The 24,944-nt window shown below is 65.1% G+C and carries 21 protein-coding genes; 10 read left to right on the forward strand and 11 right to left on the reverse strand.

Annotated features, from left to right (window positions below):
• The first annotated feature begins 93 nt into the window (after positions 1-93).
• From QCE62_RS07745 to QCE62_RS07760, 4 genes are all read left to right on the forward strand, one after another.
• Entirely contained in the window at positions 94-891 is a 798-nt protein-coding gene (locus tag QCE62_RS07745) for an IclR family transcriptional regulator (protein ID WP_309916211.1), read from the forward strand.
• 161 nt (positions 892-1,052) lie between these two features.
• On the forward strand, positions 1,053-2,492 hold the full coding sequence (locus tag QCE62_RS07750; RefSeq protein WP_309916214.1) for an MFS transporter: 1,440 nt from the start codon (positions 1,053-1,055) through the stop codon (positions 2,490-2,492).
• Between the two features lie 161 nt (positions 2,493-2,653).
• Positions 2,654-2,851 carry a hypothetical protein gene (locus tag QCE62_RS07755; RefSeq protein ID WP_309916217.1) on the forward strand — a complete coding sequence of 66 codons (198 nt, stop codon included), beginning with the start codon at positions 2,654-2,656 and terminating at the stop codon, positions 2,849-2,851.
• Positions 2,852-2,980: 129 nt separating this feature from the next.
• The gene (locus QCE62_RS07760; protein WP_309916220.1) at positions 2,981-4,465 is read left to right on the forward strand and encodes an esterase-like activity of phytase family protein; all 1,485 of its coding nucleotides are present in this window, start codon (positions 2,981-2,983) and stop codon (positions 4,463-4,465) included.
• 51 nt (positions 4,466-4,516) lie between these two features.
• Here QCE62_RS07760 and QCE62_RS07765 read toward each other — a convergent pair whose 3' ends face one another.
• The 3 genes from QCE62_RS07765 to QCE62_RS07775 all read right to left on the reverse strand — a co-directional run bounded on the left by QCE62_RS07765 (position 4,517) and on the right by QCE62_RS07775 (position 7,390).
• Positions 4,517-5,179, reverse strand: coding sequence for a response regulator transcription factor (locus tag QCE62_RS07765; protein ID WP_309916223.1), 663 nt, complete (start codon positions 5,177-5,179; stop codon positions 4,517-4,519).
• 166 nt (positions 5,180-5,345) lie between these two features.
• The gene (locus QCE62_RS07770) at positions 5,346-6,731 is read right to left on the reverse strand and encodes an ATP-binding protein (RefSeq protein ID WP_309916226.1); all 1,386 of its coding nucleotides are present in this window, start codon (positions 6,729-6,731) and stop codon (positions 5,346-5,348) included.
• On the reverse strand, positions 6,728-7,390 hold the full coding sequence (locus QCE62_RS07775) for a response regulator (protein ID WP_309916229.1): 663 nt from the start codon (positions 7,388-7,390) through the stop codon (positions 6,728-6,730). The genes QCE62_RS07770 and QCE62_RS07775 overlap by 4 nt, the downstream gene beginning before the upstream one ends.
• Positions 7,391-7,630: 240 nt before the next feature.
• Between QCE62_RS07775 and QCE62_RS07780 the strand changes: the two genes are divergently transcribed.
• A complete protein-coding gene (locus QCE62_RS07780; protein ID WP_309916231.1) occupies positions 7,631-8,290 on the forward strand; it encodes a hypothetical protein in 660 nt (219 codons plus the stop codon).
• A gap of 30 nt (positions 8,291-8,320) precedes the next feature.
• Here QCE62_RS07780 and QCE62_RS07785 read toward each other — a convergent pair whose 3' ends face one another.
• Together QCE62_RS07785 and QCE62_RS07790 are read right to left on the reverse strand one after the other, a co-directional pair.
• Positions 8,321-10,546, reverse strand: coding sequence for a TonB-dependent siderophore receptor (locus QCE62_RS07785; RefSeq protein WP_309916234.1), 2,226 nt, complete (start codon positions 10,544-10,546; stop codon positions 8,321-8,323).
• A 397-nt stretch (positions 10,547-10,943) separates the two neighbouring features.
• Positions 10,944-11,306, reverse strand: coding sequence for a hypothetical protein (locus QCE62_RS07790; RefSeq protein WP_309916237.1), 363 nt, complete (start codon positions 11,304-11,306; stop codon positions 10,944-10,946).
• A gap of 276 nt (positions 11,307-11,582) precedes the next feature.
• Here QCE62_RS07790 and QCE62_RS07795 point away from each other — a divergent pair, with 276 nt between their 5' ends.
• Together QCE62_RS07795 and QCE62_RS07800 are read left to right on the forward strand one after the other, a co-directional pair.
• On the forward strand, positions 11,583-12,338 hold the full coding sequence (locus QCE62_RS07795) for a hypothetical protein (RefSeq protein WP_309916240.1): 756 nt from the start codon (positions 11,583-11,585) through the stop codon (positions 12,336-12,338).
• Positions 12,339-12,658: 320 nt separating this feature from the next.
• Positions 12,659-15,046, forward strand: a complete 2,388-nt coding sequence (locus QCE62_RS07800; protein WP_309916245.1) for a phosphocholine-specific phospholipase C — start codon at positions 12,659-12,661, stop codon at positions 15,044-15,046.
• Between the two features lie 44 nt (positions 15,047-15,090).
• On the opposite strand, the gene QCE62_RS07805 is transcribed toward QCE62_RS07800, so the two are convergent.
• Genes QCE62_RS07805 through QCE62_RS07815 form a run of 3 tightly spaced genes read right to left on the reverse strand, consistent with a single transcriptional unit; the run spans position 15,091 to position 18,619 of the window.
• Entirely contained in the window at positions 15,091-15,276 is a 186-nt protein-coding gene (locus QCE62_RS07805; protein WP_309916248.1) for a hypothetical protein, read from the reverse strand.
• Positions 15,269-16,477 (reverse strand): PepSY-associated TM helix domain-containing protein, encoded by a 1,209-nt coding sequence (locus tag QCE62_RS07810; RefSeq protein WP_309916251.1) that lies wholly within the window; start codon positions 16,475-16,477, stop codon positions 15,269-15,271. The genes QCE62_RS07805 and QCE62_RS07810 overlap by 8 nt, the downstream gene beginning before the upstream one ends.
• A gap of 30 nt (positions 16,478-16,507) precedes the next feature.
• Positions 16,508-18,619, reverse strand: coding sequence for a TonB-dependent siderophore receptor (locus QCE62_RS07815; RefSeq protein WP_309916254.1), 2,112 nt, complete (start codon positions 18,617-18,619; stop codon positions 16,508-16,510).
• 329 nt (positions 18,620-18,948) lie between these two features.
• On the opposite strand from QCE62_RS07815, the gene bfr reads away from it, so the two are divergent.
• Positions 18,949-19,425, forward strand: a complete 477-nt coding sequence (bfr, locus tag QCE62_RS07820) for a bacterioferritin (protein ID WP_309916257.1) — start codon at positions 18,949-18,951, stop codon at positions 19,423-19,425.
• Positions 19,426-19,444: 19 nt separating this feature from the next.
• Here the strand turns inward: bfr and QCE62_RS07825 are convergent, their stop codons facing one another.
• The 3 genes from QCE62_RS07825 to QCE62_RS07835 form a co-directional block, all read right to left on the reverse strand.
• Positions 19,445-19,915, reverse strand: coding sequence for a ribonuclease (locus QCE62_RS07825; protein WP_309916258.1), 471 nt, complete (start codon positions 19,913-19,915; stop codon positions 19,445-19,447).
• Positions 19,916-20,061: 146 nt separating this feature from the next.
• Positions 20,062-20,892: a sulfite exporter TauE/SafE family protein gene (locus QCE62_RS07830; protein WP_309916261.1), complete on the reverse strand. Its 831-nt coding sequence runs from the start codon at positions 20,890-20,892 to the stop codon at positions 20,062-20,064.
• A gap of 301 nt (positions 20,893-21,193) precedes the next feature.
• Positions 21,194-21,394 carry a hypothetical protein gene (locus tag QCE62_RS07835; RefSeq protein WP_309916264.1) on the reverse strand — a complete coding sequence of 67 codons (201 nt, stop codon included), beginning with the start codon at positions 21,392-21,394 and terminating at the stop codon, positions 21,194-21,196.
• Between the two features lie 70 nt (positions 21,395-21,464).
• Between QCE62_RS07835 and QCE62_RS07840 the strand changes: the two genes are divergently transcribed.
• Both QCE62_RS07840 and QCE62_RS07845 read left to right on the forward strand, forming a co-directional pair.
• Complete coding sequence (locus QCE62_RS07840; RefSeq protein ID WP_309916265.1) at positions 21,465-23,291, forward strand: alkaline phosphatase family protein; 1,827 nt, start codon at positions 21,465-21,467, stop codon at positions 23,289-23,291.
• A 145-nt stretch (positions 23,292-23,436) separates the two neighbouring features.
• Positions 23,437-24,861, forward strand: a complete 1,425-nt coding sequence (locus QCE62_RS07845) for a cytochrome c peroxidase (protein ID WP_309916268.1) — start codon at positions 23,437-23,439, stop codon at positions 24,859-24,861.
• Positions 24,862-24,944 lie beyond the last annotated feature (83 nt).

Below are 24,944 nucleotides of genomic sequence, written 5' to 3' on the forward strand. Positions count from 1 at the left end.
CAGATGGGTAAACCCGATTAAATCGAGATAAACAGAATTTGAGTTCTGTTCTACAGAACTGTAAAGTGGCGGAATAGCCAGGGAGGAACAGAAATGACGACAGCCGCGCCCGACAAGGGAGCGCCATCGGAAGACGCGCCGGAGACATCCAGCGGTGTCGCGGTCCTGGATCGTGCGTTTGCGATTCTCAATGCCTACGGGCCGACCGACGAACGGCTGACCCTCACGGAGCTCTCGCGCCGCACTGGCTTGTACAAGAGCACGGTTCTGCGCCTGCTCGGCGCACTCGAACATGGCGGCTTCATACGCAAGCTGAGCGACGGGCAGTATGCGATCGGACATCAGCCGCTGCGGCTCGCCACGCTTTACCAGCGATCGTTCCAGGTAGGGCCGGTGGTCGAGCCCATCCTTCAGCAACTGAGCCGGGATCTCGGCGAGACCGCCTCGCTGTATGTCCGCCAGGGCGACAAGCGCCTGGTCCTCTATCGCGTCGAGCCGACGCGAAGCGTACGCGTCGCGATCCGGGTGGGCGAGGAATTCGCCATCGACAAAGGCGCCTCCGGCAAAGTGCTGCTGGCATTCACCGAAGCGTCGGACCCGCGCTGGAATCATGTGCGCGATCAATTGTTCGCGGTGTCATACGGCGAGCGCGATCCGGAGACCACGTCGGCATCGGTGCCGGTATTCGATGCAACCGGCCTGATCGCCGGCGCGCTGACGGTATCCGGACCGAAGGGCCGATTCGGCGACGCCGCCACCATCGACACCGCGCTCAAGGCGCTGCTGCTCAGCGCCAAACAGGCGACGACCGCGCTGGGCGGCATGTCCGCGCGCTACGACGCGAGCATCGCCGGCTTCGACCGCGACGACACGACCCATCGCGGCGGCTAGCGGGATCCCCACGACGAGCCGTCGCCGTCCCACTCCCTACGCAAGCTTGCTGGTGTTATCCCTAGTCGCTCGTTCCGGAGGCGCGCGACTACCATACGCATGCTGTTGTGCAGAACACGGTTCTGCACAACAGAACTATCACTGAAGTTGGAAAGGAGAACATGCAGATGGCCAGCCTGCCCGTCGATGGGGTCAACCCGCCGCACAACCCACCGGAGGCCGGCGGATCGCAGCGCATCAACGCGCGTATCGACCGCCTGCCCGCGACACGCTCGGTATGGGCGCTGGTCTTCATGCTGTCAATCGGCGGCTGGTTCGAGTTCTACGACCTGTTCTTCACCGCGTACGTCGGGCCGGGCCTGGTCAAGAGCGGCCTCTACTCGACGACCACCGCCTCGTTCTTCGGTTTCTCCGGACTCGGCGCCTTCGTTGCGGCCTCGTTCGCGGGCCTGTTCATCGGCACCTTCTGTTTCACGCGCCTCGCCGATCGCTTCGGACGCAAGACCACCTTCACCGTATCGCTGCTCTGGTATTCGATCGCCACGTTCGCGATGGCCTGGCAGGACAGCGCGGCCGCCATCAACCTGTGGCGGCTGATCGCGGGCATCGGCGTGGGCGTGGAACTGGTGACGATCGATACCTACGTCAGCGAACTCGTGCCGAAACATCTGCGCGGTCGTGCGTTTGCCTTCGTGCATCTCGTGCAGTACACGGCGGTGCCTGCCGTCGCGCTGTTCTCGTGGTGGCTCGTGCCGCGCGCGCCCTTTGGCATCGACGGATGGCGCTGGGTCGTGATCATTGGCGCACTGGGCGCGCTGATCGTATGGGCGATTCGCCGCCGCGTGCCGGAAAGCCCGCGCTGGCTCGCGCAGCAGGGCCGTCTCGACGAAGCCGACAGCGTGTTGAGCACGCTTGAAGCCAGAGTCGCCCAGCAATACGGCCAGGCACTGCCCGCGCCCGATGACAGCAGCGAACCGGCCGCCGCCGCCGGCAAGGCTCGGTTCGGCGAGATCTGGCAACGCCCGTACCGCCGCCGCGCCATTACCTTGCTGGTATTCAACCTGTTCCAGGCGATCGGTTTCTACGGCTTCGCGTCATGGGTGCCCACGCTGCTGGTGTCCAAGGGCGTGACCATCACCCACAGCCTGATGTACTCGTTCGTCATCGCGGCGTCGAATCCGTTCGGGCCGCTGCTTGCGATGGCCTTCGCGGATCGCATCGAACGCAAGACGCTGATCGTGCTCTCGGCGCTCGGCATTGCGGTCTTCGGCAGCCTGTTCGCGACGCAGTCGTCGCCTGCCATGCTGATGCTGCTCGGCGTGCTCATCACGCTGTCGGGCACCCTGCTCTCGGTCGGCTATCACGCCTACCAGACCGAGTTGTTTCCGACGCGCATCCGCGCCACGGCTGTCGGCTTCGTCTACTCGATGTCGCGCCTCTCCGCGATGTTCTCGGGCTTCATGATCGCCTTCGCGCTGCGGCATGTGGGCGTGGAAGGCGTGTTCGGCCTGATCGGCGGCTCGATGGTGATGGTGATGGGCGCGATCGGCTTCTTCGGTCCGCGCACGAACAATCGCACGCTCGACGAGATCTCCCACTGAGACACTGACACACCGACAGCAAGCGCACGCCGGACCGACGGGGACTGGAACTTGCTACTCTGCCCGTTTCGCCGCGATCCGCATCACGCTGACCGCGACCCAACTGGCATGAGCCACGCCCGGGCAATCACTCGCTTCCGGGCGACCGGAGGACATCGACTGTGCGCTGGCTGCGGTACTTTCTTCTTTCCGCGGGCATTCTGCTGCCCGCTTACGCGCTGAGCACCGGCGCGTCCGGACGCTTCGGATTCGCGCCCTACGGCGCGGCGGGCGCGTTGCTCTGCGCGCTGGCCTGGCTCGCGAACCGGGCGGCCATCAAGGCTGCGAGCAAGCATCCTCATGAGTTGTTCGACGAATGATGCTGGTCTGAAGAAAACCTAGCATTCTGCTTCCGACGCCTGACAGCATGCCCCGGTCACGAAGCTGCCACTGCACGTCGCTACCCTGTGCCTTTTCATAAGAACGACACTAGAAAAGGAGTGCATGGGATGGTCAACAACAAGACGTGCGTGGCACTGGCAGTGACGTTGGCGCTGGCCGCATGCGGCGGCAACGATTCATCGGCGGACGACAGCCCGGCCGCCCAGGCTAAACAGGCGACACAGCTCTACACCCAGAACATCGCGCCCTATACGAACTGGGGCAACGTGCCGATCGTCGGCACCGGCTACGGCTCCGCACTGACGCCCGCGCCCAATCAGCCGGGCTACTTCTACGGCATGACCGATCGCGGTCCCAACGTCACCGCACCCGACGGCAGCAACAAGATCGAGCCTGACGCAGCGTTCCAGCCGGCCATCGCGCTGTTCCAGCTGGCGGGCGGCAAGGCGAGCGTGGCGAAGGTCATCGGCCTGTCGCTGGCCGACGGCACGCCGATGAACGGCCGGGTGAATCCGGAAGCGAGCACCGCCGAGACCATCTACGACATGAACGGCAACGTGCTGCCGACGAGCAACGCCGGCCTCGATCCGGAAGGGCTGGTCGCGATGGCCGACGGCACCTTCTGGGTATCGGACGAATATGGGCCGTACATCGTCCACTTCGATGCCAGCGGCAAGGAACTCCTCCGCCTCAATCCCTATTCCAAGGCAAGCACCGGCAACGATCTGGCGCTGCCCGGCGAGCTCAGGAAGCGCAAGCCCAACAAGGGCATGGAAGGACTGACGCTCAGCGCCGACGGCAAGTATCTCGTCGGCATCATGCAGTCGCCGCTGGACAAGAACGGCGTGGCGGCGGTTGCCTCGGGCAAGGCCGCGATCACGCGGGTCGTGAAGGTGTCGCTCGCGGATCCGGTCAACGATGTGCACGAATACCTGTATGCCCTGCATACGAATGGCGCGGGCAACCCCGAAGGCCAGGCCGTCAGCGAGATCACGGCGCTGCCGGACGGTACCTTCATCGTGGACGAACGCGACGGCAATTTCGAAGGCACCGTCGACGGCACGGCAAGCGGCAAGGCGCGCGCCGACAAGAACCTGTGGAAGCTCGATCTGAGCCGAGCCACGGACGTCGGTCCGAAATCGCCGCTGATCGGCACCACGATCGCGGGCGGTGCGGTGAGCTACGATCCGGCCAGCGGGCTCGAAGTGGGCGGCAAGACCATCGAGGACCTGGCCGGCACCGCCGATGCCCCGGCCGCCGTGCAGGCGCTGGGCGCGGCGGGGATCACGGTCGGCACGGAGTCGCTGTTCCTCAACTATGCGGCGCTCTTCACCACCATCGATCCGAAGGGCATGTACTTCGGTCACGACAAGGTCGAGGGTATCGCGGTCGATCCTGCCGATCCGACCAAGATCTATATCTCGAACGATTCGGACTTCGGCATCACCGACGAACCCGCGACGGTACCGATGGCCACGGCCGCGAATCCGTTCCCGCCGAGCGAGAAGTTCCTGCCCGACGGAAAGACGCAGGATTTCGGTGAGATCGTCATGATCGATCTGACGAAGGTGCCGGCGAAGTACAAGCAGTAAGCCGCGAGGGTAATAGAAGAAGAAGGCGCCGTGCGAGTTGCGGCGCCTGCATCACGCTGGCCGCGACACCATCCAGCCCACGCCGCGCACGTTCCTGATGACCTCGGCGCCCAGCTTCTTGCGGACCGTGTGAATCAGGAACTCGACGGCATTACTCTCGACTTCATCGGTCCAGCCATAGATATGGTCTTCCAGATCGGCGCGTGACAGCACGGCGCCGGGCTGCATCAGCAGCGCCTGCAGCAACGCGAATTCGCGGCCGGACAGGCGCGTCGCCGCCGCGTCCGAGCGGGCTTCACGAGTAGCCGGGTTCAAGGTCAGCACGCCGTTCGTCAACAGCGCCGCAGAGTGCGCGCCGAGGCGACGCATGAGTGCGTGCAGGCGTGCGTCGAGTTCCAGCATGTCGAACGGCTTGCTGACACAGTCATCCGCGCCTTCGTTCAGCGCGCGTATCCGCCCGGCGACCGCGCCCCGCGCCGTCAACGCGATCACGGGCACATGGCCGCCCGCGCGTCTCACCTTGCGCAGCACGGCCAGCCCGCCCGGGCCAGATCGTTCCGCATCGAGCAGAACGGCGTCGTAGACGTGCGTCGAAAGGGACAGCAAAGCCGTCTTGTCGTCATGAACCAGATCCACGACATAGCCGTAATCCTTCAGCGCGTGGTGCACGGGCTCGGCGCCACTGTGCCCGTCTTCGACCAGCAGGACTCTCATGTGCCGCTCCCGTGCGGCCCTGGCGAATGCAGGCCGCGGGCAGAGCGGGAAGGTGCGCGCTTCATCTGAACACTCGTCGACCGGACAAGGCCACGAGCCTAGTGCGCGCAAGCTTATGAAATGCTTAGCAGGCAGATGCGCCGAGGGATGGCGACGGAAGCAGCGGTCACTCGGCCGCGTGCGCGGCAGGTCTGGGCGTGAGGTCGAGCGGCGCATCGGCGAGTTCGCGCAGCCCCTGCACCGATACGGACAGCCCCGTCACGTCGCTGCGATTCGCGACGACCAGCGTTGCATGATGACGCCGCGCCACGCGTGACGCGATGGCGAGCCCAAGCCCGCTGCCATGCCCTGCCGTCCCTGAAATCCGGTAGAAGCGGTCGCACACGCGCGCGATCTCGTCGGCCGGGATGCCGCTGCCGGTATCGAGCACGGTCAGCGCGAGCCCCCGGGGTTCGCGCCGCAGGATCACGTCGACACGCCCGCCCGCCGGCGTATGGCGCACCGCGTTGTCCAGCAGATTGTTCAGCAGGACGCCCAGCGCGTGGACATCGCCGTGGATCATGAACTCGTCCCGCTCGCCGCGCGCCTGATCGACTTCGAGCCCGAGATCCAGCGACTTCGCCTCCGCCAGCAGCGAATAGTCGCCCACGCGTTCCTCGCACAGGTTGCGCAGGCTCATCGGCGCCATGGCGGCTTCGCGGGCCGCATCCTCGCGCGCCATGCTGAGCAGTTGCTGGGCGAGATGGATGACACGATTCAGGCGCCCTTCGATCTTCTGCCGGGTCACGGGGTCGACCTGCATCGATCCGTCGCTCGTCGCGCCCTGGATCTGGAGCTTGAGCGCGGTCATCGGCGTGCGCAGTTCGTGGGCCGCGTCGGCGATGAACGCGCGCTGCGCTTCCGACGCCTCGTCCACGCGCCCGAGCAGATCGTTCAATGCCTGCACGAGCGGATGCAGTTCGACGGGCATCGGCTTGTCGAAGCGGATCGGGTCGAGCGACTCGGGCGAGCGTGCCGCCAGCGCCCGCGACACCGCACCGACCGGCGACAGCCCGCGCGCCACGACGAACAGCACGATGCCGATCAGCACCGGGATCAGCACGGCCAGCGGCATCAGCGTGCGTGACGCGAGCCGGGCCGCGAGTTCCTCGCGCACGCTCGAAGGCTGCGCCACCTGGATGAAGCGGTTGCGCTCGGCGTGGCCGAAGGCGCGCCAGCGAATGCCCTCGCGCTCCGCTGAACGAAAGCCGTCGCCCAGGAACGGCAGCTCGGGTTCGTTCGGCGAGTGATAGACGAGCCTGCCCGAGCCGTCCCAGATGTCGATCACGAGCCGGTCGTCCGCGATGCCGCGCAACTCCGGCGCGCGTCCGTGCGCACCGGGCGTGTCATCGACGTTGCTCGGCATCGACAGCGCGATCGTGCGCAATTCGTAGTCGAAGAGTTCGCCCGCCTCCAGCTGCGCCAGGCTGAAAATGCCATAGCCCGCGATGGCGCAGGCCGCGCCGAGACCGCAGATCAGCCAGCCGAGCAGCCAGCGCCGGATCGATGTCATCCGAGCCCCTTCAGACGATAGCCCACGCCGCGCACCGTCACGATCTCGTCCGCGCCGATCTTGCGCCGCAGGCTGTGCACATGGACCTCGATGGCATTGCTGCCGACTTCCTCGCCCCAGCCGTACAGCTTTTCTTCGAGTTCGCGGCGCTTGAAGACCCGCTTCGGCTCCTCGATCAGGGACTGAAGGAGCGCGAACTCGCGCGGCACCAGGTTGAGCGGCACGCCGCCTTTTGCGGCCTCGTGCGCGGCAGGATCGAGCGTCAGTTCGCCGTGCGAGAAAACCGGATGCTTCTGCCCGGTCCGCCGCCGCAACAGCGCGCGGATGCGTGCGGCGAGTTCGGCGAGATCGAAGGGCTTGAGCAGATAGTCGTCCGCGCCGGCGTCGAGGCCGCGGATTCGTTCGTCCACGGCCTCGCGCGCCGTGATGATCAGCACCGGCGCGTTGCCGCCCCGGCTCCGATACGTATTGAGGACATCGATGCCGTCGCGGCGCGGCAGCGACAGGTCGAGCAGCACGAGATCGTAGACGTCGTTGGCGAGCGACAACTCGGCTTCCCGGCCGTCCTGAGCCCAGTCCACCGTGTAGTTGTCGCGGCGCAGCGCGGCGGCCACGGACTCTCCGATCATTTCGTCGTCTTCCACCAGAAGCAAGCGCACGTTGCCCTCCCCAGCCAATTCGCCGTGCCGACCCTGGCACGACCCGGAAGCTTAGCTGCCCGATATCCGTGATGGTAAGGGGGTGAGTGCTCTTTCTTCGGCGCAGTGGCGCCTTAAGCGTCCCATAAGCACCGCGTCCGCACAATGCGCCATTTTGGGTCCGAGGGCCGACATGACGGGCGCGCATCGCTCGCAGCACCATTCAATGCTTGTGGCCGATGTCGCCACGGGAGCGCCGGCATGAAGACCGCGCGTGTCAAACCGCTCGACATCGGGGCCGACGGCATCGCGTGGCGGCACTACGATCTGACGCAGGCCGATACCCTGGCGCAAGCGCCACCCGCCCCTGGCGAGCTCTACGTGTGGCTCGTCTCCACCGACTTTCCTTTCGCGTCCGCGTTGAACATCGGCCAGTGGCTGACCATCGCGGAACGCAGACGCGCGCGCATGCATCCCCGCGCGTCGATCGGACGACGCTTCAGCATCGCGCGCGCGACGCTGCGCCTGTCGCTGTCACACATGCTTGCCTGTGCGCCCGAGGAAGTCGCGCTGACAGAAGGGCCGTTCGAGCGCGTCGCGGTCGCGGGCCATGACGTGCCGCTGGGTGTGGATGTGGCCTACGCGGGCATCTGGATCGCCATCGTGATCGCGGCGTGCGAAGTGGGCGTGGGCCTGACGGTCGCGCCCGTGGCGGACGACGCGTCGCGCGGCGGCAGGGCCTGGGCCGAGGCCGCCGGAATCGCACGCGCGCGGCTCGGGCAGGCGAGCGCTGCGATGTCCCACGATCACGCCCTCACCCTGCCCATGCCCGGCGGCTTCCGGGGCGTTGCCCTGACGCGTGAACCCATCACGCGGGTCAGCACGTTCGGGTTCAGCCGGACGGTCATGCTCGAGGGGTGATCGCGCGCGGCGATCCCCCTTCCCTCCCGCTTACTGATAGAAGTTGACCGTGACCACGGCCGAGCGGCCCGGCGCCCATGTCGCGTAGATCGGATAGGCGGTCGAGAAGTACTTGCGGTCGAAGATGTTGTTTACGTTCAACTGCACGTCCACCGCTTTCGACACGTGATACGTCGCGACCGCATCGATGCGCGCATACCCCGGCGTCCACTTGCGCACCGTCGGCGAGACCGACGCATAGGTCTTGCTCGCGATGGTCGCGCCCGCGCCGATCTTCAGCTTCGGCAGCACGTCATAGAACGACCACAGCGCGACGTTGTGCTTCGGGACCATGACCATCGGCAGGCCGGATGAGGCCGCGCTGGCCGCGCCGGCATCGACGGTGATCGCGTCGAGATACGAATAGCCGCCGAACACGCTCCACTTGCCCGTGATGTTCCCCGCCGTGCCCACTTCCACGCCGCGCACGCGCTGATGCCCGGCGTTGATCAGGCCGCCCAGGCCGTCGCTCACGCGTGCGTTGGTCTTGTCGGTCTGGAACAGCGCGAGGTTCATCGAGAGCCGGTCGAGCACGTCCCACTTCGCGCCCACTTCGATGTTGCGGCTGCGCTCCGGCGAAAGATCCTGGTTGGTCGCGGTGATCTGGTCGGTGCCGCCGCCGAGGCCCGAGTTCGCGCCCGGCGGGTTCGCCGACGTGCCGTACGACGTGTACAGGCTCACCGAGGGCAGTGGCTTGTAGACGAGGCCCAGCTGATAGCTGAACAGGTTCGAATCGTTCGTCAGGTCTTTCGCGCCCTGCTGCGTCGCCGTGACGTCGAAGCGGTCGAAGCGCACGCCCGCATTGAAGAGCCACTGGTCAGTGATCTTCACGCTGTCGAACAGGTACGCCGATGCCGTGTTGGTCTGCGTATGCGTCGCCGCGCCGGGGAAGCCCTTGTCGCCGTTCAGCAGGATGCTGCCGAGCCACGGGTTGTCGGGATTCCATGCGTTGATCGGCGTGCAGTTGAACGGCACGTTGCACGGCGTGTTCGAACGGATGTTGTTGCCCGCGCTGTCCGCCACGAGATAGCCCTCGTACAGGCTGCGCTCGTGACTGAATTCGACACCGCCCGTCATCGTGTGCTGCATGCCGAGCAGCGTCGCCTTGCCCGTCAGTTCGGTCTGGTTGGTGATGCTGTTGGTCGCGTACTTGCCGCTCTTAGCCTGCAGGCCGAGGATGTTCGAGGTCGCGTTCAGCAACTGCGGATTGGTGGCGACGTAATCGAGCGTCGAGCGGCCGAACATCGTCGTGTTGCGCAGCTTCAGGTCGTTGTTGAAGCGATGCTCGACGCGCACTTCGCCCGTATCGGTCTGGCCGTAGCGGTAGTCGCGATCGTTGAAGCCGTAGAACTGGCTGCGGTCGCTGTTGATCGGCGTGCCGCCGGTCGAACGGAACGGCACGCTGAAGTCCGGCATGTCGTACGAGTTCAGATGGTAGTAGCTGACCGTGACCGTCGTCGGACTGTTCAGGCCGAACGCCACCGAAGGCGCCACGCCCCAGCGCTTGCTGTACACGTTGTTGCGGCCCGCCTGATTGGCGTCGTAGCCCATTGCGTTAAAGCGGAATGCGTTGCCGTCGCCGAATGTGTGGTTGGCATCCAGCGTGAGACGCTTGTAGGCGTCCGTGCCGATGCCGAGTCCCGCGTTGATGAAGTCCTCGTTCTTCGGCATCTTCGTTTCGATGTCGATGGAACCGCCGACCGAGCCGCGTCCCGCATACACCGAATCCGGACCCTTGATGACCGTGATGTTCTCGATGTCGAAAGTCTCGCGGTTCTGCACGCCCGAGTCGCGGATGCCGTCGACAAAAATCGAATTGCGCGATTCGAAGCCGCGGATCACCGGCCGGTCCGCCGACGGATTCGCCGCCGCATCGCCGCCGAGGAAGGTGATGCCCGGCACGGTCTTGAGGGCGTCGGCGAAGGTCGTCGCGTTGGTCTCGCGGATCAGTTCCTGCGGAATGACGGTGATGGAACGCGGCGTGTCGAGCAGAGGCGCGGTGAACTTGTACGACGGCAGCGCCTTCGTCTGCATGTCGGACTGCACGGCACTGGCGTTCACCCTGACGGCGGGCAGCGTAGCGGAGGTCGATGACGCGGGTTCGGGGGCGTCCGGCGCGGCCTGCGCGAGGGCGTGGGAAGGCAACGCGAAACTGGCGCAATAAAGCGCACCGACGGACGCGAGCAAACGCGTCCGCGTCTTGAGCAGAGCGGGCATGGTGTCTGTGTGTGAAGGATTGAAGCCTCACATTGCGTGAGGCGCACTGACGCGAACGAAGCCGCGATAGACCTGGTTAATGCGAATGTTTCGCATTAACTATCGGCGCGAAGTGTAATGTTTGTTAACCGAGGAGTAAACGGGTCTTTAAAAAGATTTCTCCGCCCGTTGTGCGGCAAGGCTGCCCACGCAACACTGAAAGCTGCGGCTAAGTGTTCGTAAGAATTTTCGTGGGATAATGGGAATGATTCTTATTAGGCTCAAACTTTGCATGGACCTCGTCTCGCCCCGGAATCGACGCGGCGCACGACGAAAAAAACCCGGCATGCGCCGGGTTGAAAAGACAGTCCGGTAAGGACTGCCCGCGTGGACGGGGAACCTGGGTGCTTCACAAGACTCAGGAATGAATGACGACGTTATCCGCCCGCTTTTCTGTTCCGCTCGCTTCCCTGTGGAGTTGCACGAGCCATCCTGAGCGGCACGCTTTGCTGACGCAAAAGCGGCTATTGACGCCATCGCGCTGCCAGACCACCTGCCCGCTGTCGCGCGCGTCTTCGAACGCCGTGCGCGCACGGTGCCTGACGAAGCGCCAGAGCATGCCCGACAGGCACAGGATGACGCTCCGGGTGGCGATGGCCGCCATCCATCCAGGATGTCCGACGCACGCCAGCACGATCAGCGCGCCGCTCTCGGTGACTACCACCGACATCGCGAAGAGGACGAGATTCGCTCGAATGGCGCCGGGCTGAGGCAGGCTCATTTGAAGCTTCCGGAATGACGCAACCTTGGTTGCGTGAACGCATGAACACCGAGTCACCGACAAGCTTGAGGTTGCCGTCCTTAAGGGAAGCTTAGCCATGCGCATTGAAGCGAAAAAACGCATGCATGAAACCGACTTGAAATGCGGCTTGAAGGAAGGTGTCAAGCGACGGGATTGACGAGACCGCACGCGACCCTAAGCCTTTCATAAGCGATCGCTCACTAAGCTCTCTGCTCCTCCATGAACGACACATCCCTGTCCCTGAGCGGAGCACTCATGCAAAAACACCCTGCGGTCACGGCCAAGGTCCCCGAGGTCACCTTCGGCTTCTGGCTCATCAAGATTGCCGCGACGACGCTCGGCGAAACCGCCGGCGATGCCGTCTCCATGTCCATGAAACTCGGCTACCTGCTGGGCACGTGCATCTTCGCCGCGGTGTTCATCGTCGCCGTCAGCGCGCAGATCAGGGCGCGCCGCTTTCATCCCGCGCTCTACTGGTTCACGATCGTCGCGACGACGACCGTCGGCACCACGCTCGCGGACTTCGCCGATCGCTCGCTCGGCATCGGTTACGCCGGCGGCAGTGCATTGCTGCTGACGCTGCTCATGCTCTCGCTCGCGGTCTGGTATCGCGCGACGGGATCGGTATCGATCGCGACCGTGTCATCGCCGCGCGCCGAGATGTTCTACTGGGTGACCATCATGTTCTCGCAGACGCTCGGCACCGCGCTCGGCGACCGGACCGCCGATGACGCCGGCCTCGGCTACACCGGCGCCGCGCTGATCTTCGGCGCATTGCTCGTGGTCATTGCCATTGCCTTCTACGCGACGCGCGTGTCGCGCACGTTCCTGTTCTGGAGCGCGTTCATCCTGACGCGGCCATTGGGTGCAGTCCTCGGCGACTTCCTCGACAAACCCGTGGCCCAGGGCGGACTCGAACTGAACCGTTATGGCGCGTCCCTCGCCCTGATGGGCTTCATGCTCGTCTGCGCGTTCACCTTCAAGCAGCGTCCCGCGCGCGCCATGCATTGAACGGGACGACGCCGAATCCCGTTATCGACACCATTCCGTCATCCTTGTCCCCTATATTCCTCAGTCACCCGGAGCTGACAGTCACCGTACTGACGGTTACGGGCATGCAATACGTGCAACACGACGTCCTTGGGCTTCCACGAGCGGGGTCTCGGCAGGCAGTCTCCTTCCCGGGCGACATCGAGCATGGAGCGCGGCCGGCTCACGCAGCCTGGCCGTGACAAGCCATGCCGGTGCGCCGGGCGGACAGGCTGCGGTGAACGCTATCGAAGGTTTCGACGCTCATTGCCTCCAGCCAAACGAGAAGGAGCACTTCCCCCGTGAACTCCCGCCGCAAGTTTCTCCAGAGCACGGCCACGGCCGGCCTGTCAGCCGCCGCGCTCAGCGTGTTTCCCCCCAGCATCCGCCGCGCGCTCGCGATACCCGCGCATCACGAGAGCGGCACGATCAAGGACGTCAAGCACGTCGTGATACTGATGATGGAAAACCGCGCGTTCGATCATTACTTCGGCACCTATAAAGGCGTGCGCGGTTATGGCGATCGCTTCACGATCCCGCTGCCGAACGGCCGCAACGTATGGCAGCAGCTCGACGCGAGCGGCAACGTCGACCTGCCCTACCATCTCGACGAAGCGCGCGGCAATGCCCAACGCGTCACCGGCACGCCGCACAGCTGGGTCGACACGCAAGCCGCGTGGGACGGCGGCCGGATGGCGGCCTGGCCGGTGTCGAAGAAGAACCAGACGATGGGCTATTTCGACACGGCCGAGATCCCCTTCCAGCGCGCGCTCGCCGAAGCCTTCACGATCTGCGACGACTACCACTGCGCGTTCCTCGGCGGCACGCATCCGAACCGGATGTTCCACTCCACCGGCACGAATGGCCCGGCCTACGGCAAGACCTTCGTGAACAACTTCACCGGCGACTACACCGTGGCGTCGTCGGCGTCGGCGTACTTCGACTGGAAGACCACCGCCGAGCGTCTCGAAGAAGCCGGCGTGAGCTGGAAGGTGTACCAGAACATCATCAACACCTACGGCTGCAACCCGCTGCTGGGCTTCAGGAAGTTCCGCCAGGCCAACGAGGCGCTGCCGGCGGCGCGCCAGGTCAACACGTCCCTCACCCAGGCTGCCGAGCCGGTCTACAACCCGGCCGATGCCGCGGCCCAGCCGCTCATCAAGGGCTATGCGATCACGATTCCGACCACGGACGCCGATCCGAACACGAACGGCACCTTCGTCGAAGCCTTCGCCGACGACGTGAAGAACGGCCGTCTGCCGGAGGTGTCGTGGGTCGTGCCGACCGACGTCTACTCCGAGCACCCCGGCCCGTCGAGCCCGGTGCAGGGCGCGTGGTTCGTGCAGCAATTCCTCGACGCGCTGACCGCCGTGCCCGAGGTGTGGAGCAAGACCGTGCTGCTCGTCAACTTCGACGAGAACGATGGCTTCTTCGATCACGTCCCGCCCGCGGCGGTGCCGTCGCCGAACGGTGACGGCAGCTATGCCGGCAAGACCACGCTCTCGGGCAGCGAGCTGGGCGTCGAGTACTTCACGCATCCCTACGTCACGCGCGCCGACACCGGCGCCGCGCCCGACAGCCAGCCCGCCGCACCGGACGGCAAGCCGTATGGTCCGGGTCCGCGCGTGCCGCTGTGGGTCATCTCGCCGTGGAGCCGCGGCGGCTGGGTCAACTCGCAGACCTTCGACCATACCTCGGTGCTGCGCTTCCTCGAGGCGCGCTTCGGCATCAAGGAAAGCAACATCTCGTCATATCGACGGCTGATCAACGGCGACCTCACGACCGCCTTCAATTTCGCGACGCCGAACAGCGAGCCATTGCCGACGCTCGCCGGCGAAAAGAGCAAGGCCGACGCCGATGCGCTGCGCGCCACGCAGCAGGCGCTCGGGCAAATCGTGCCGGACGCCGCTCGCGGCATGCCGGCGCAGGCGAACGGCTTTCGTCCGTCGCGCGCGCTGCCGTACGAGCTGCATGCGAGCGCGCACGTCGATGCATCCAGCGGCGGCGTCAAGCTGCTGTTCGCCAACACGGGCCGCCAGGGCGCCGTGTTCCACGTGTACGACAAGCTGCATCTGGACCGCCTGCCGAAGCGCTACGCCGTCGAACCCGGCAGGACGCTGGACGACCTCTGGACCCCCGCCTCCACCGACCTCGGCAAGTACGATCTCTGGGTACTGGGTCCGAATGGCTGGCATCGCGAATTCAAGGGCGATCTGTCTGCGCTGAAGGGACATCGGAGCAGCAACCTGGAGATTCGCGTGGGCTATGGCACGCTGACCGGCAACCTGCATCTGCAACTGCGCAATGACGGCGCGGGACTGGCCCAGTTCACGGTGAAGTCCAACCGGGTCTATGGCGCGCTGCAGGCGTTTCCGGGTCTGCCGTTGCCGGGCTTCGGACGCGGTCCGTCGGGCTTCGACGGCTTCGCGGCCGCCGGCTTCGGCGCCTGGCCCGCACCCGCGCCGTTCCCGCGCACCGACAGCCTCGGCCCCGGCCACACGTGGACGGTCAGCACGGGCGGCCTGCTGCCGGTGGCGCTGTTCTGGAATCTTGCGCAAACCGGCTTCTGGTATGACTTCGAGATCACCAGCAGCACGGACCGCAGCTTCTATCGACGTATCGCGGGGCGCATGGAGACCGGCCGTCATTCGGTCTCCGATCCGGCGATGGGCATGACCGACGCGTTCTGATGATGACGCGAGGCGCCGGGTTGCGGCCCGGAGCCTCGCTGACCTCATCGAGGCCGCCGCCTCAGCCCAACCGTCAGTCCGACCTTCAGCACGACCGCCACCGGAACCGCCAGCGCCAGCCAGGCGAGCGCGTGCCATACGCCCGTGCCGAGCAGCGCCGACAACAGGCCGAACAGCGTCAGGGCTGCAAGCAGCAGCGGTATCGTCCAGATCTTGCGGGCGTCATTCATGTCGCACGTCCGGGATGACAGGCGCGGGCTCCCCGCGGGAACGGGGCTCGTGCACGGCGATCAGGTGCTTCAGCCGCTGATCCCGCGTCTTGCGGCGCGCAATCCACAGAAACAGGCCGCTGGCGAGCACCGCGATGGTGAGCGCATCGAACAGCGTCCAGAGCAGCTTCAAGGGCAGCCCGCCGTAGTCGCCGAAATGCAGCGGCCGCGACACTTCGAGCGCGCGCAGATACCAGGGCATCGGCGGCATCGGCGTGAGCGCGCCGGAACGGGCATCGACGAGCACCGGCTCGAACAGCTTCGACGTCAGGTGACGCGTGCCATGTCCCCACACCAGATAGTGATGCGGCGTGCCATACGGATTGCCCGGAAACATGACGCTCGTGAAAACCGTGTCCGGCGTCGCGCGACGCGCCGTGTCGAGCGCTTCCTGCACGGGCCGCAGTTCCGCTTGCATCGGCGGCCGCGCGCCGCGCCAGGGTGCGAGCGCCGCTTCGACATCGGTGCGCTGCCAGAGGGCAAAGAGCGGCGTGGTCAGTTCGTTCATCACGCCCGTCGCCCCGACGACGAGCATCCACGCGAACCCCGCAATGCCCAGCAGGTTATGCCAGTCCAGCCACTTGAGGCGCGCGTTGCGGTCGCGCCGTATCGTGCCGAATGCGAGCTTGCGCATGAACGGCGCATACAGCACGACGCCCGATACGAGCGCGCTCACGAAGAGCACGGCCATCGCCCCCAGAAAAAGCTCGCCGGGCAGTTCCATGAACAGGTCGCGATGCAGGGACAGCATCAGGCTCATGAAGCGCGTGGGCTGCTGGCCCTCCGGTTTCGACACTTCCAGCACCAACGCCGTCCGCGCATCGAAGCGGATGAAATGCGCGACGTCCCGGTCACGCGTCAATGCGTCGAACGACGGGGCCATCCAGACGTAGACCTGCGGTTCGTCGTCGTCGATGAACACGTTGGTCACCACCTCCTTCGGGAACAGCCGCTCGCCGATGCCGACGAGCCGGTCCAGCGTGGCGCGAGGCGCGTCGGCGGGCAGCGCGGCATAGGTGTGCGGCTCGAGCCACGCATCGATCTCGTCGGAGAACACCAGCGGCAAGCCGGTCAGGCAGATCAGCAACAGAAACGCCGTGCAGACGAGACTCGTCCAGGTATGAACGAGATACCACGTGCGTACGCTGGATCGCCGGGTCATGACAGGGAAACCTGATGGGGGGCGCCCAGCCTACCACTGATACGTGGCTCGCCCGATGACACTGCGTCGCAAGCCATAAGCGCAATACGTGTCGCTCTGGCAATTCACATAGATGCGGTCGAACAGGTTCTGCGCATTGACCGACAGGCGCCAGCGCTCGATGTCGTAATGGATCGCGGCGTCGAACAGCGTGGTCGAGGACAGCTTCAGCGTGTTGGCCTGGTCGCCGTATTGCGGCCCGATATAGCGCACGCCCCCGCCGAAGCCCAGACCCTTGAGCGGGCCGCCCTGCAGCGTCTTGTCGAGCCACAGGCTGGCCATGTGATGCGGCACGTTGGCCGCGCGATTGCCCGCATAGCCTTCGTCGCTGTCGGTGATGACGCCGCTCATGTAGGTGTAGGCGGCGGTAAGACTCAGGCCGGCGCCCAGGTCCGCCACGCCCGACAACTCGATGCCCCGCACCCGCACGCCGCCGGTCTGGTCGACGAAGTTGCCGTCGGTATGCACGAAGTCCGGCTCGACCACGTTCTTCTGCTTGATGTTGTAGAGCGACAGCATCGCGAAGCTCTTCTGGTTCTTCGGCTGATACTTGACGCCCACTTCGACGCTCTGTCCGGTCGTCGGCTTGAGCGGCGAGCCGTCGTACGTGATGCCGAGTCCCGGCTGGAACGACGTCGCGTAGTTCACATAGGGCGCAAAGCCGCTGTCGAACAGATAGACGAGTCCCGCGCGATAGGTGAAGCGGTTGGCGTCGTTGTCGGCCGCGTTGACGCCGGCGATCCGGTCGAACTGCTTCGTGCTGGTCCAGTCCTGCCGCACGCCGAACGTGGCAACCAGCTTGCCGAAGCGGATCTGATCCTGCGCGTACACGCCCACCTGATTCAGCGTGTCCTTCTGGCTGAAGTCCGCCGTATCCGGCAACACGATACTGCCCGCGCCGCCATACACCGGCGCATAGAGATTGAGCGGCGGCACCTCGGAGGCATCGCGCTCGGCCCAGCGGTCGACCGAATGCGTATAGTCCACGCCGACCAGCACCGTGTGCTCGACCGGTCCGGTGCCGAAGCGGAACTGCGCGTTGTTGTCGATCGTGAAGATGTCGGCGCTGGCTTTCGCGGCATACGCATAGCGGTCGATGGTCGCGAGATCGTCTTCCTGCCCGGCGTCGCCGACGGTCTTCTGGTCGAGATGCGCGTGCAGATAGCGCAGGTTCTGGCGGACCTTGAGGATATCGCTGAAGCGATGTTCCAGCTCATAGCCGATCGCGGCTTCGGTGCGCTTGAACTGGCTGAATTCCGGCTCGCCGTCGAAGGTGCCGGTGCCGATACGGCCATACGGACTCGGATACAGCGTGCCGATCGCCGGCAAGTCCGCGTTCGGATTGCCCGTGTCGCGATAACTGAAATGCGAGAGCACGGTGAAGGTCGTGTCCGCATTCGGCTTCCAGGTCAGCGCGGGCGCGACGAACACATGCTTGTCCTGCACGAACGCCGTCTGCGTGCTTGCGCTGCTGGCGTCGGCGGTGAAGCGGTACAGGAGCGTACCGTCCCGGTTCACCGGGCCGCTCACGTCGATCTGTCCGCCCACGAGCCCGCGGCTGCCCACTTCGATCGAGGCCTCGTGGAACGGCTCGGCAGTCGGACGCTTGGTGACGAGGTTGACCATGCCGCCGGGCACGGTCTGCCCGTACAGCACCGATGCGGGACCGCGCAGGATATCGATGCGCTCGAGGCCGTAGGGATCCCAGGACGGCGAAAGCACGGTGAAGAAGGTCTGCGTGGAGAGGCCGTCGACGAACGGCATGGTGTTCTGGAAGCCGCGCACGGTGTAGTAGTTGACCGTGGTGTCGAGACCGCCGAATTGCTCGCCGATGACGCCCGCCGTGTAACGCAACGCCTGCCCGATGTTCTGCACGCCTTGCGCCTGCATCTGGTCGGCCGTGATGACAGAGATGGACTGCGGCGCTTCGATGATCGGCGTGTCGGTCTTGGTGGCTGTGGCGGACTGTCTGGCCACATAGCCTTCGACATGGCTCGTCGCGGTTTCATGATCACGCTCGCCCGTCACGATCACGGGTTTCAACTGCGGCTCGCTGGTCGTGACAGCCGACGGATCCTGCGCGTGCGCCGCGCCGGCGAACATCAGCCATGCTGCACACGCTATCTGTCGCTGCTTTTTCCCGTGCCCGATACCCGTTGCCTGCCGTCCCCGACGCCCTTGCATGTCTGGCCTGTCCTTTTAGATTGACTTCGTGATGAACCCGGCTACGCCCGTAGAGATGAAATCCGTTGCCCCCGCGGTCGCTCCCCATCAATTCGGGCTGGACTATAACAATTTTTCGGAGTTATCGCGAATGATTCTTATTTGTGTGAATGACCTCGCACTCGGCGCTGGACAGGAACGAATGCGCAGGCGAAGCGATGAAGCGAATGCGTATATGCTTTCCACACGAGTCACCGGCGAGCAAAATCATGCAAAGCGATCCGAAAGTTATCGAGCTTCTGAATGCGGAATTGAAGAACGAACTGACTGCGGTGCATCAATACCTGCACCATGGGCGCCTGTACAAACACTGGGGACTGGTGGAACTCGGCGCGCATGAATACGCGGAGTCGATGGACGAGCTGACGCATGCGGACCGCTTGATCGAACGGATCCTCATGCTCGACGGCGAGCCGAATCTGCAGGATCTGCATCCGCTCAACATCGGCAGGACGACGCTCGACGCCTTGAAAAACGATCTCGCGCTCGAACGGGCGGCGCAGTCGCAATGCAAGAGCGGAATCGTCTATTGCGAGTCAGTGCGGGATTTTGTGTCGAGGCAACTGCTGGTCGAGTTGCTGGATGCAACCGAAGAGCACATCGACTGGCTGGAAATACAGATCGGGCTGATCGACAAGCTCGGCATCGCGAACTATCAGCAATCGGCCGCGAGCAAGCCGGTTTGAACCAACCCGGCTCTCTCTCCTAATCGCCGATGCGTTTGAAACTCGCGTAGTAATCGTCGGTGTAATAGCAGTCGCGAATCTGCTTGCGCGCTCCGCCGCATACGATCCGGCGCAAGCCCCGGTCCGCCGCACCGGGCGTGCGGACGGTGTAGGCGTGGTAGTAACCGCGCGCGTGCTGCGGCAGCAATGACGCGCTGTTGCGGAACAGGACACCGTCCTCGCCAAACGGAAAAGGCCCGCCCGACTGGACCAGGCGCAAGGTCTCGGCAGCTTCGCCGGGCAATTGCGCCTTCGGGATGGTGGCCGGCGCGCCATGCTCCTGCGCGCCCGAGGCGGCGGAGACGCCGCTCGCGACCGGTCCGAGCTGGACCGGCGCCTGACTCGCGGATGCGCCCGCGTTCTGCGTCGCGTCCTGCGATCCGCCCTTGCCGCATCCGGCAAGCGCCGCGCTCAGGGCGACGGCGAATGAGAAAGCCCATGCTCGCTTCACGAAACGGTTGCCTCCGGGTTGAACCGCGTTCGACGTTCAGGACCGGATCGAGAGTAGCGCTTATGACGGGGTGAAGCAACGCAAAGGCGCACATCGCCGGGACAAAGTCCGGCCTGACCATTCCATACGAACTTTGCCTTTGGGCGTCATGAGCCGGCTCGGCCGGTCAGGATCGACGCATACAGGTTGATGGCGGGCATGAGTTCGTCGCTGAACCAGTGCGCCGGGATGGCCAGATGCAGCAGCTCGCCGATGATCACCGTCACCAGCAAGCCGACGATCCAGCGCCGCGCATGCTCGGACACCGCGATGCGCGCGCCGATCAGGCCGCCCGCCAGGCTGCCGAGCCCCATGATTCCGCCGACGCGCCAGTCGATGTTGCCGTGCTGCATGAAGACGAGCATGGCGGCGGTGGTCGTGAAGAGCGTCGCGAAGTTCTTGACGATGTTGGCTTCGACGAGCGTCAGTCCCGCCGCGAGCACCAGCACGAGGAGCATGTAGGTTCCCGAGTCGAGCACGATGAAGCCGGTCCAGATGCCCACGACGAAGAGCAGCGCCACGGTTCTCGCGTCGAAGCGGAACTCGCTGTCTCCGGCGGCGTTCAGCAGTCTCTTGAGCTTGGTGAAGATCAGGATCAGCGCGACGATCACCGCGCCCACGATGACCTTGCGCAGGTCGTGTCCCGGAAGATGCTCGCTCGCCAGCGCGCCGACGGCCGCGCCGAGCGCGAGCGGCGCGGCGACCTTGAGCGCGCGGCGCCACGGGATGACGCCTTTGCGCGCGATTCCGACCGTCGCCGCGAGCGCGCCGACGAGCACCGGAATGCGGTTGGTGGCATTCGCCGTGGCGGCGTGAAGACCGATCGACATCAGGATGGGCAAAGACACGGCGGACCCCGATGACGCCACGGTATTCAAAAAACCGCACAACAATCCGGCGACGAGCACCATGGCGATGATTTCGACGCTGAGAGTCATGCTGATTCCTTTCAGATTGATCACGGAGATAAATGCGATTCACGACGAAGTGACACGTCGGGTTTCGCGCCGGGCAGAGGCAGCGAGGCTTTCGTAAGTAATATGAATGTTGAATTGCAAGGCGCGGTCGGGCGGCTGATTGATTCTTCTGCTTGTCGGGATGCTGATTGAAAGTTTGTCTTCCAATGCCCTGCCGATTCGATCTCGCCTATGCCGCCGGGCACAGACGCCACGATAGGCCTCGAGACTAAGCCGAGAATTACGCTGGCCACGCCTTCGTCCAGGGATGCGCTTCGGCGCCTTAGCCCAAGCGACGCATTGCACGCCGCTCTTCTTTTATCCGCATTCTTTCAGATGTGATCAGGCGAAGCGAATAAAAGAAACCAGGAAGTAATAAAACCGTATGTAAATACCAGTAAGGAATTCGTCCCGGCTTCGCCATATTGAAATGTTTCAATTCCGGTGCTCCAAGTCCCGGCTTGAAGCGCGCTTGCAAATCCATTCAAAAATAAACCAGCCACTCCAGCCTGTCGGTCCTGGAGCGCTGTGCGGCAATCTGGAGCCCCCAACGAATGTCCTATAAGACCATCCTTCCCTGTGCGATCTCGGTCGCGGCGCTGCTGGCCATGGCGGCCTGCGGCAGTTCGCACGATTCGGGCGGAGCCACCACGCCCGCCGTCTCCGCGCAAGATGCGCTGAAAACCGCCACCCCGATCAAGCATCTGGTCGTGATCTTCGGCGAGAACGTCTCGTTCGATCACTACTTCGCCACCTACCCGAACGCGAAGAACGTGGCTGGCGAGCCCAGCTTCACCGCCGCCGCCGGCACGCAGAGGGACATCGCCACGCTGGCCGCCGCCGGACTCACCGGCGCCGCCAATCCGAATGCGCAACCGGGCTCGCCGAACATCGTCGCCGCCACGGTCAACGGCCAGACGACCACGCCGCCGAGCGTCGGCAACGTCGCGCTGACGACCACCACCGCGCAGCCGTTCCGCCTCGACCGCTCGCAGGCCAACACCAAGAGCCAGAACCACAGCTACGGTCCCGAGCAGCTCGCCGACGACAACCTGAAGATGGACGCGTTCCCGCTCTTCACGTCGGCCAGCTCGATCATCACGGGCAGCACGGGGCAGTTCGGTTCGTCGGCGCAGGTGCTGGGCTATTTCGACGGCAATACCGTCACGGCGTACTGGAATCTCGCGCAGAACTACGCGATGAACGACAACGCATGGACCGACACCTTCGGCCCGTCGACGCCGGGCGCGATCGAAGTGGTCTCGGGCCAGAACCAGGGCGTGACCGTCACGCCGAACCCGAAGAACCCGTCGGCGACGACCGGCAACGCGATTCCGGACGGCCAGGGCGGCTTCACGATGATCGGCGACCTCGACCCGACCACCGACGTCTGCACGACCGCCGCGCTCGGCGCCACCTCCGGCCCGACCGGCATGATGGGCGGCAAGAACATCGGCGACCTGCTGAACGGCGCGGGCATCACCTGGGGCGGCTTCATGGGCGGCTTCAACCTGCAGACCGTCAACGCCAACGGCACGACGGGCTGCGCGCGTTCGACGTGGTCGGACGTGCTCGGCACCGCGCCCGCCGACTACGTGCAGCATCACGCGTGGTTCCAGTACTACGCCTCGACGGCCAATCCGACGCACCAGCGCCCGACGACGACCGCGATGATCGGCTACACCGAGCCGACGCTCGACAACACCGCGACGCCGGTGCATCACCAGTACGACGTCGATGACTTCTTCACGGCCGTGAAGGCAGGCAATTTCCCGTCGGTGAGCTTCCTGAAGGCGCCCGCCATCAGCGACGGCCATCCGGGCAATTCCGATCCGCTCGACGAACAGGCTTTCGTCGTGAAGGTGACGAACTTCCTGCAGCAGCAGCCGGACTGGAAGGACACGCTCGTCGTGGTGGCCTATGACGACTCGGATGGCTGGTACGACCACGTGGTGCCGACGGTCAAGTTCTCCTCGTTCGACAAGTCCCTCGTCACCAAGGTCGGCACGGCCACCTTCACGGGCGCGGACCAGTTGTCGGGCCAGGGCGAGTGCACCGGCACGGGCGCGACGCAGCCGCTCGGCATCAACGGCGGCCAGGTCAACGGCCGTTGCGGTCCGGGCACGCGCACGCCGTTCCTGATGATCTCGCCGTGGGCCAAGGTCAACTACGTGGACCATACGCCGATCACGCAGGCTTCGGTCGTGCGCTTCATCGAGGACAACTGGCTCGGCGGCGCGCGTCTCGGCGCCGGTTCGTTCGATGCGACGGCCGGCGACATCCGCGGCATGCTCGACCTGAACGGCACGGGCAATGCCTCGACCGTGTTCCTCGATCCGAGCCTCGGCACGAAGCTCGCCGCCGCGCCCGCCGGGAGCTGAAACACGGCCGTGCGCCCTGCCCTCCGCCTTGCGTCATCTGACACGTGAAGGCGGGGCGCGCAACCGCTTTCGCCACGGCTCGAGACGGCGCCCCGACGCGCCGGCTCGATGATTTTTTTTCAAGCCTCTCTTCATCTCCATCGTCATGAGCTCTCCAAACCCAGCCCTGCCGCCCTCGCTCTCCGCCGGCGCCGCGCCGCGCCTGCTGCCGCGCGTGCTCGGCTGGTCCGCCGCGATCGCCGCGGCGGCCTGCGCCGCCTTCGCCGCCTATGCGCTCGTCTATCCGGAGCGGGTGCCCTTGTCCGTCGGCACGCTGGTCGAGGATCTCACCGGCGCGAATCCGCAGCCCGTGGCGCTGCACGTTCCGCCGACCCAGCCGCTGAGCGCGGTGGCCCTGCTCGGCAAGCAGATCTTCAATGACGCGTCGCTGTCGGCATCGGGCAAGCAGTCCTGCGCGTCCTGCCACAACCCGGATCACGCGTATGGCCCGCCCAATAATCTTTCGGTGCAGCTGGGCGGCGAGCACATGACCCAGGCCGGTTACCGGCCGCCGCCGTCGCTGGCTTATCTGTATCGCCAGGCGCCGTTCTCGATCGGCCCCGACCAGAACGACATGGACGCCGCGCCCGTCTCGCTCGACCAGCTGGCCACCGCGGCGGCCGGCACGCAACGCGCGGCGAAGACGGCCGGCGTCGCGCCCGCCGCGCCCGCGCTGGTGCCGCAGGGCGGCCTGTTCTGGGACGGCCGCGCGAGCACGCTGCAGGACCAGGCCCTCGGGCCAATGCTGAACCCCGTCGAGATGGCGAACCACAGTCCCGACGAAGTCGCGCGCAAGCTGATGAACGCGCCGTACCTCGACCAGTTCAAGCAGCTGTTCGGCGAGCGCATCGTGAACCAGCCCGACCTGCTCGTCGATGAAGCCATGTTCGCGGTGGGTCGCTATCAGTTCGAGGATCCGTCGTTCCATCGCTTCACGAGCAAGTACGACTACTGGCTGCAAGGCAAGACGCGGCTCACGCAGGCGGAGCTGCATGGCCTGCGCCTGTTCAACGATCCGGACAAGGCCAACTGCGCCGGCTGCCATCTGAGCAAGCCGACCGCCGATCATCTGCCGCCGCTGTTCACCGACACGCAATACGAAGCGCTCGGCGTACCGCGCAACCGCGACCTGCCGATCAACCGCGACCCGAAGTTCTACGACATGGGCGTGTGCGGGCCCTTCCGCTCCGACGCCGCCACGCTGACGCAGTACTGCGGCATGTTCCTCACGCCTACGCTGCGCAATGTCGGGACGCGCCATGCGTTCTTTCACAACGGCGTGTATCACGACCTGAAGCAGGTGATGAACTTCTACAACCTGCGCAGCGCGGACCCGGCGCAGATCTATCCGCTGGACGCAGCGGGCAAGCCGCAGCAATACGACGATCTGCCGCCGCAGTATCAGGCGAACATCGACGTCACCGATGCGCCCTTCGACCGCAAGCCAGGCGACAAGCCCGCCATGACCGACGACGACATCCACGACATCATCGCGTTCATGAACACGCTGACGGACGGTTATACGCCCTGACTCAAGCCCCTGAGGCGCGCAGGAAAAAGGAAAAAGCCGGAGGCTGGCAACCCAGCACTCCGGCTCAGGAAACGGCGGAGGCT

This window comes from Caballeronia sp. LZ033 (assembly GCF_031451265.1).
Taxonomy (GTDB): domain Bacteria; phylum Pseudomonadota; class Gammaproteobacteria; order Burkholderiales; family Burkholderiaceae; genus Caballeronia.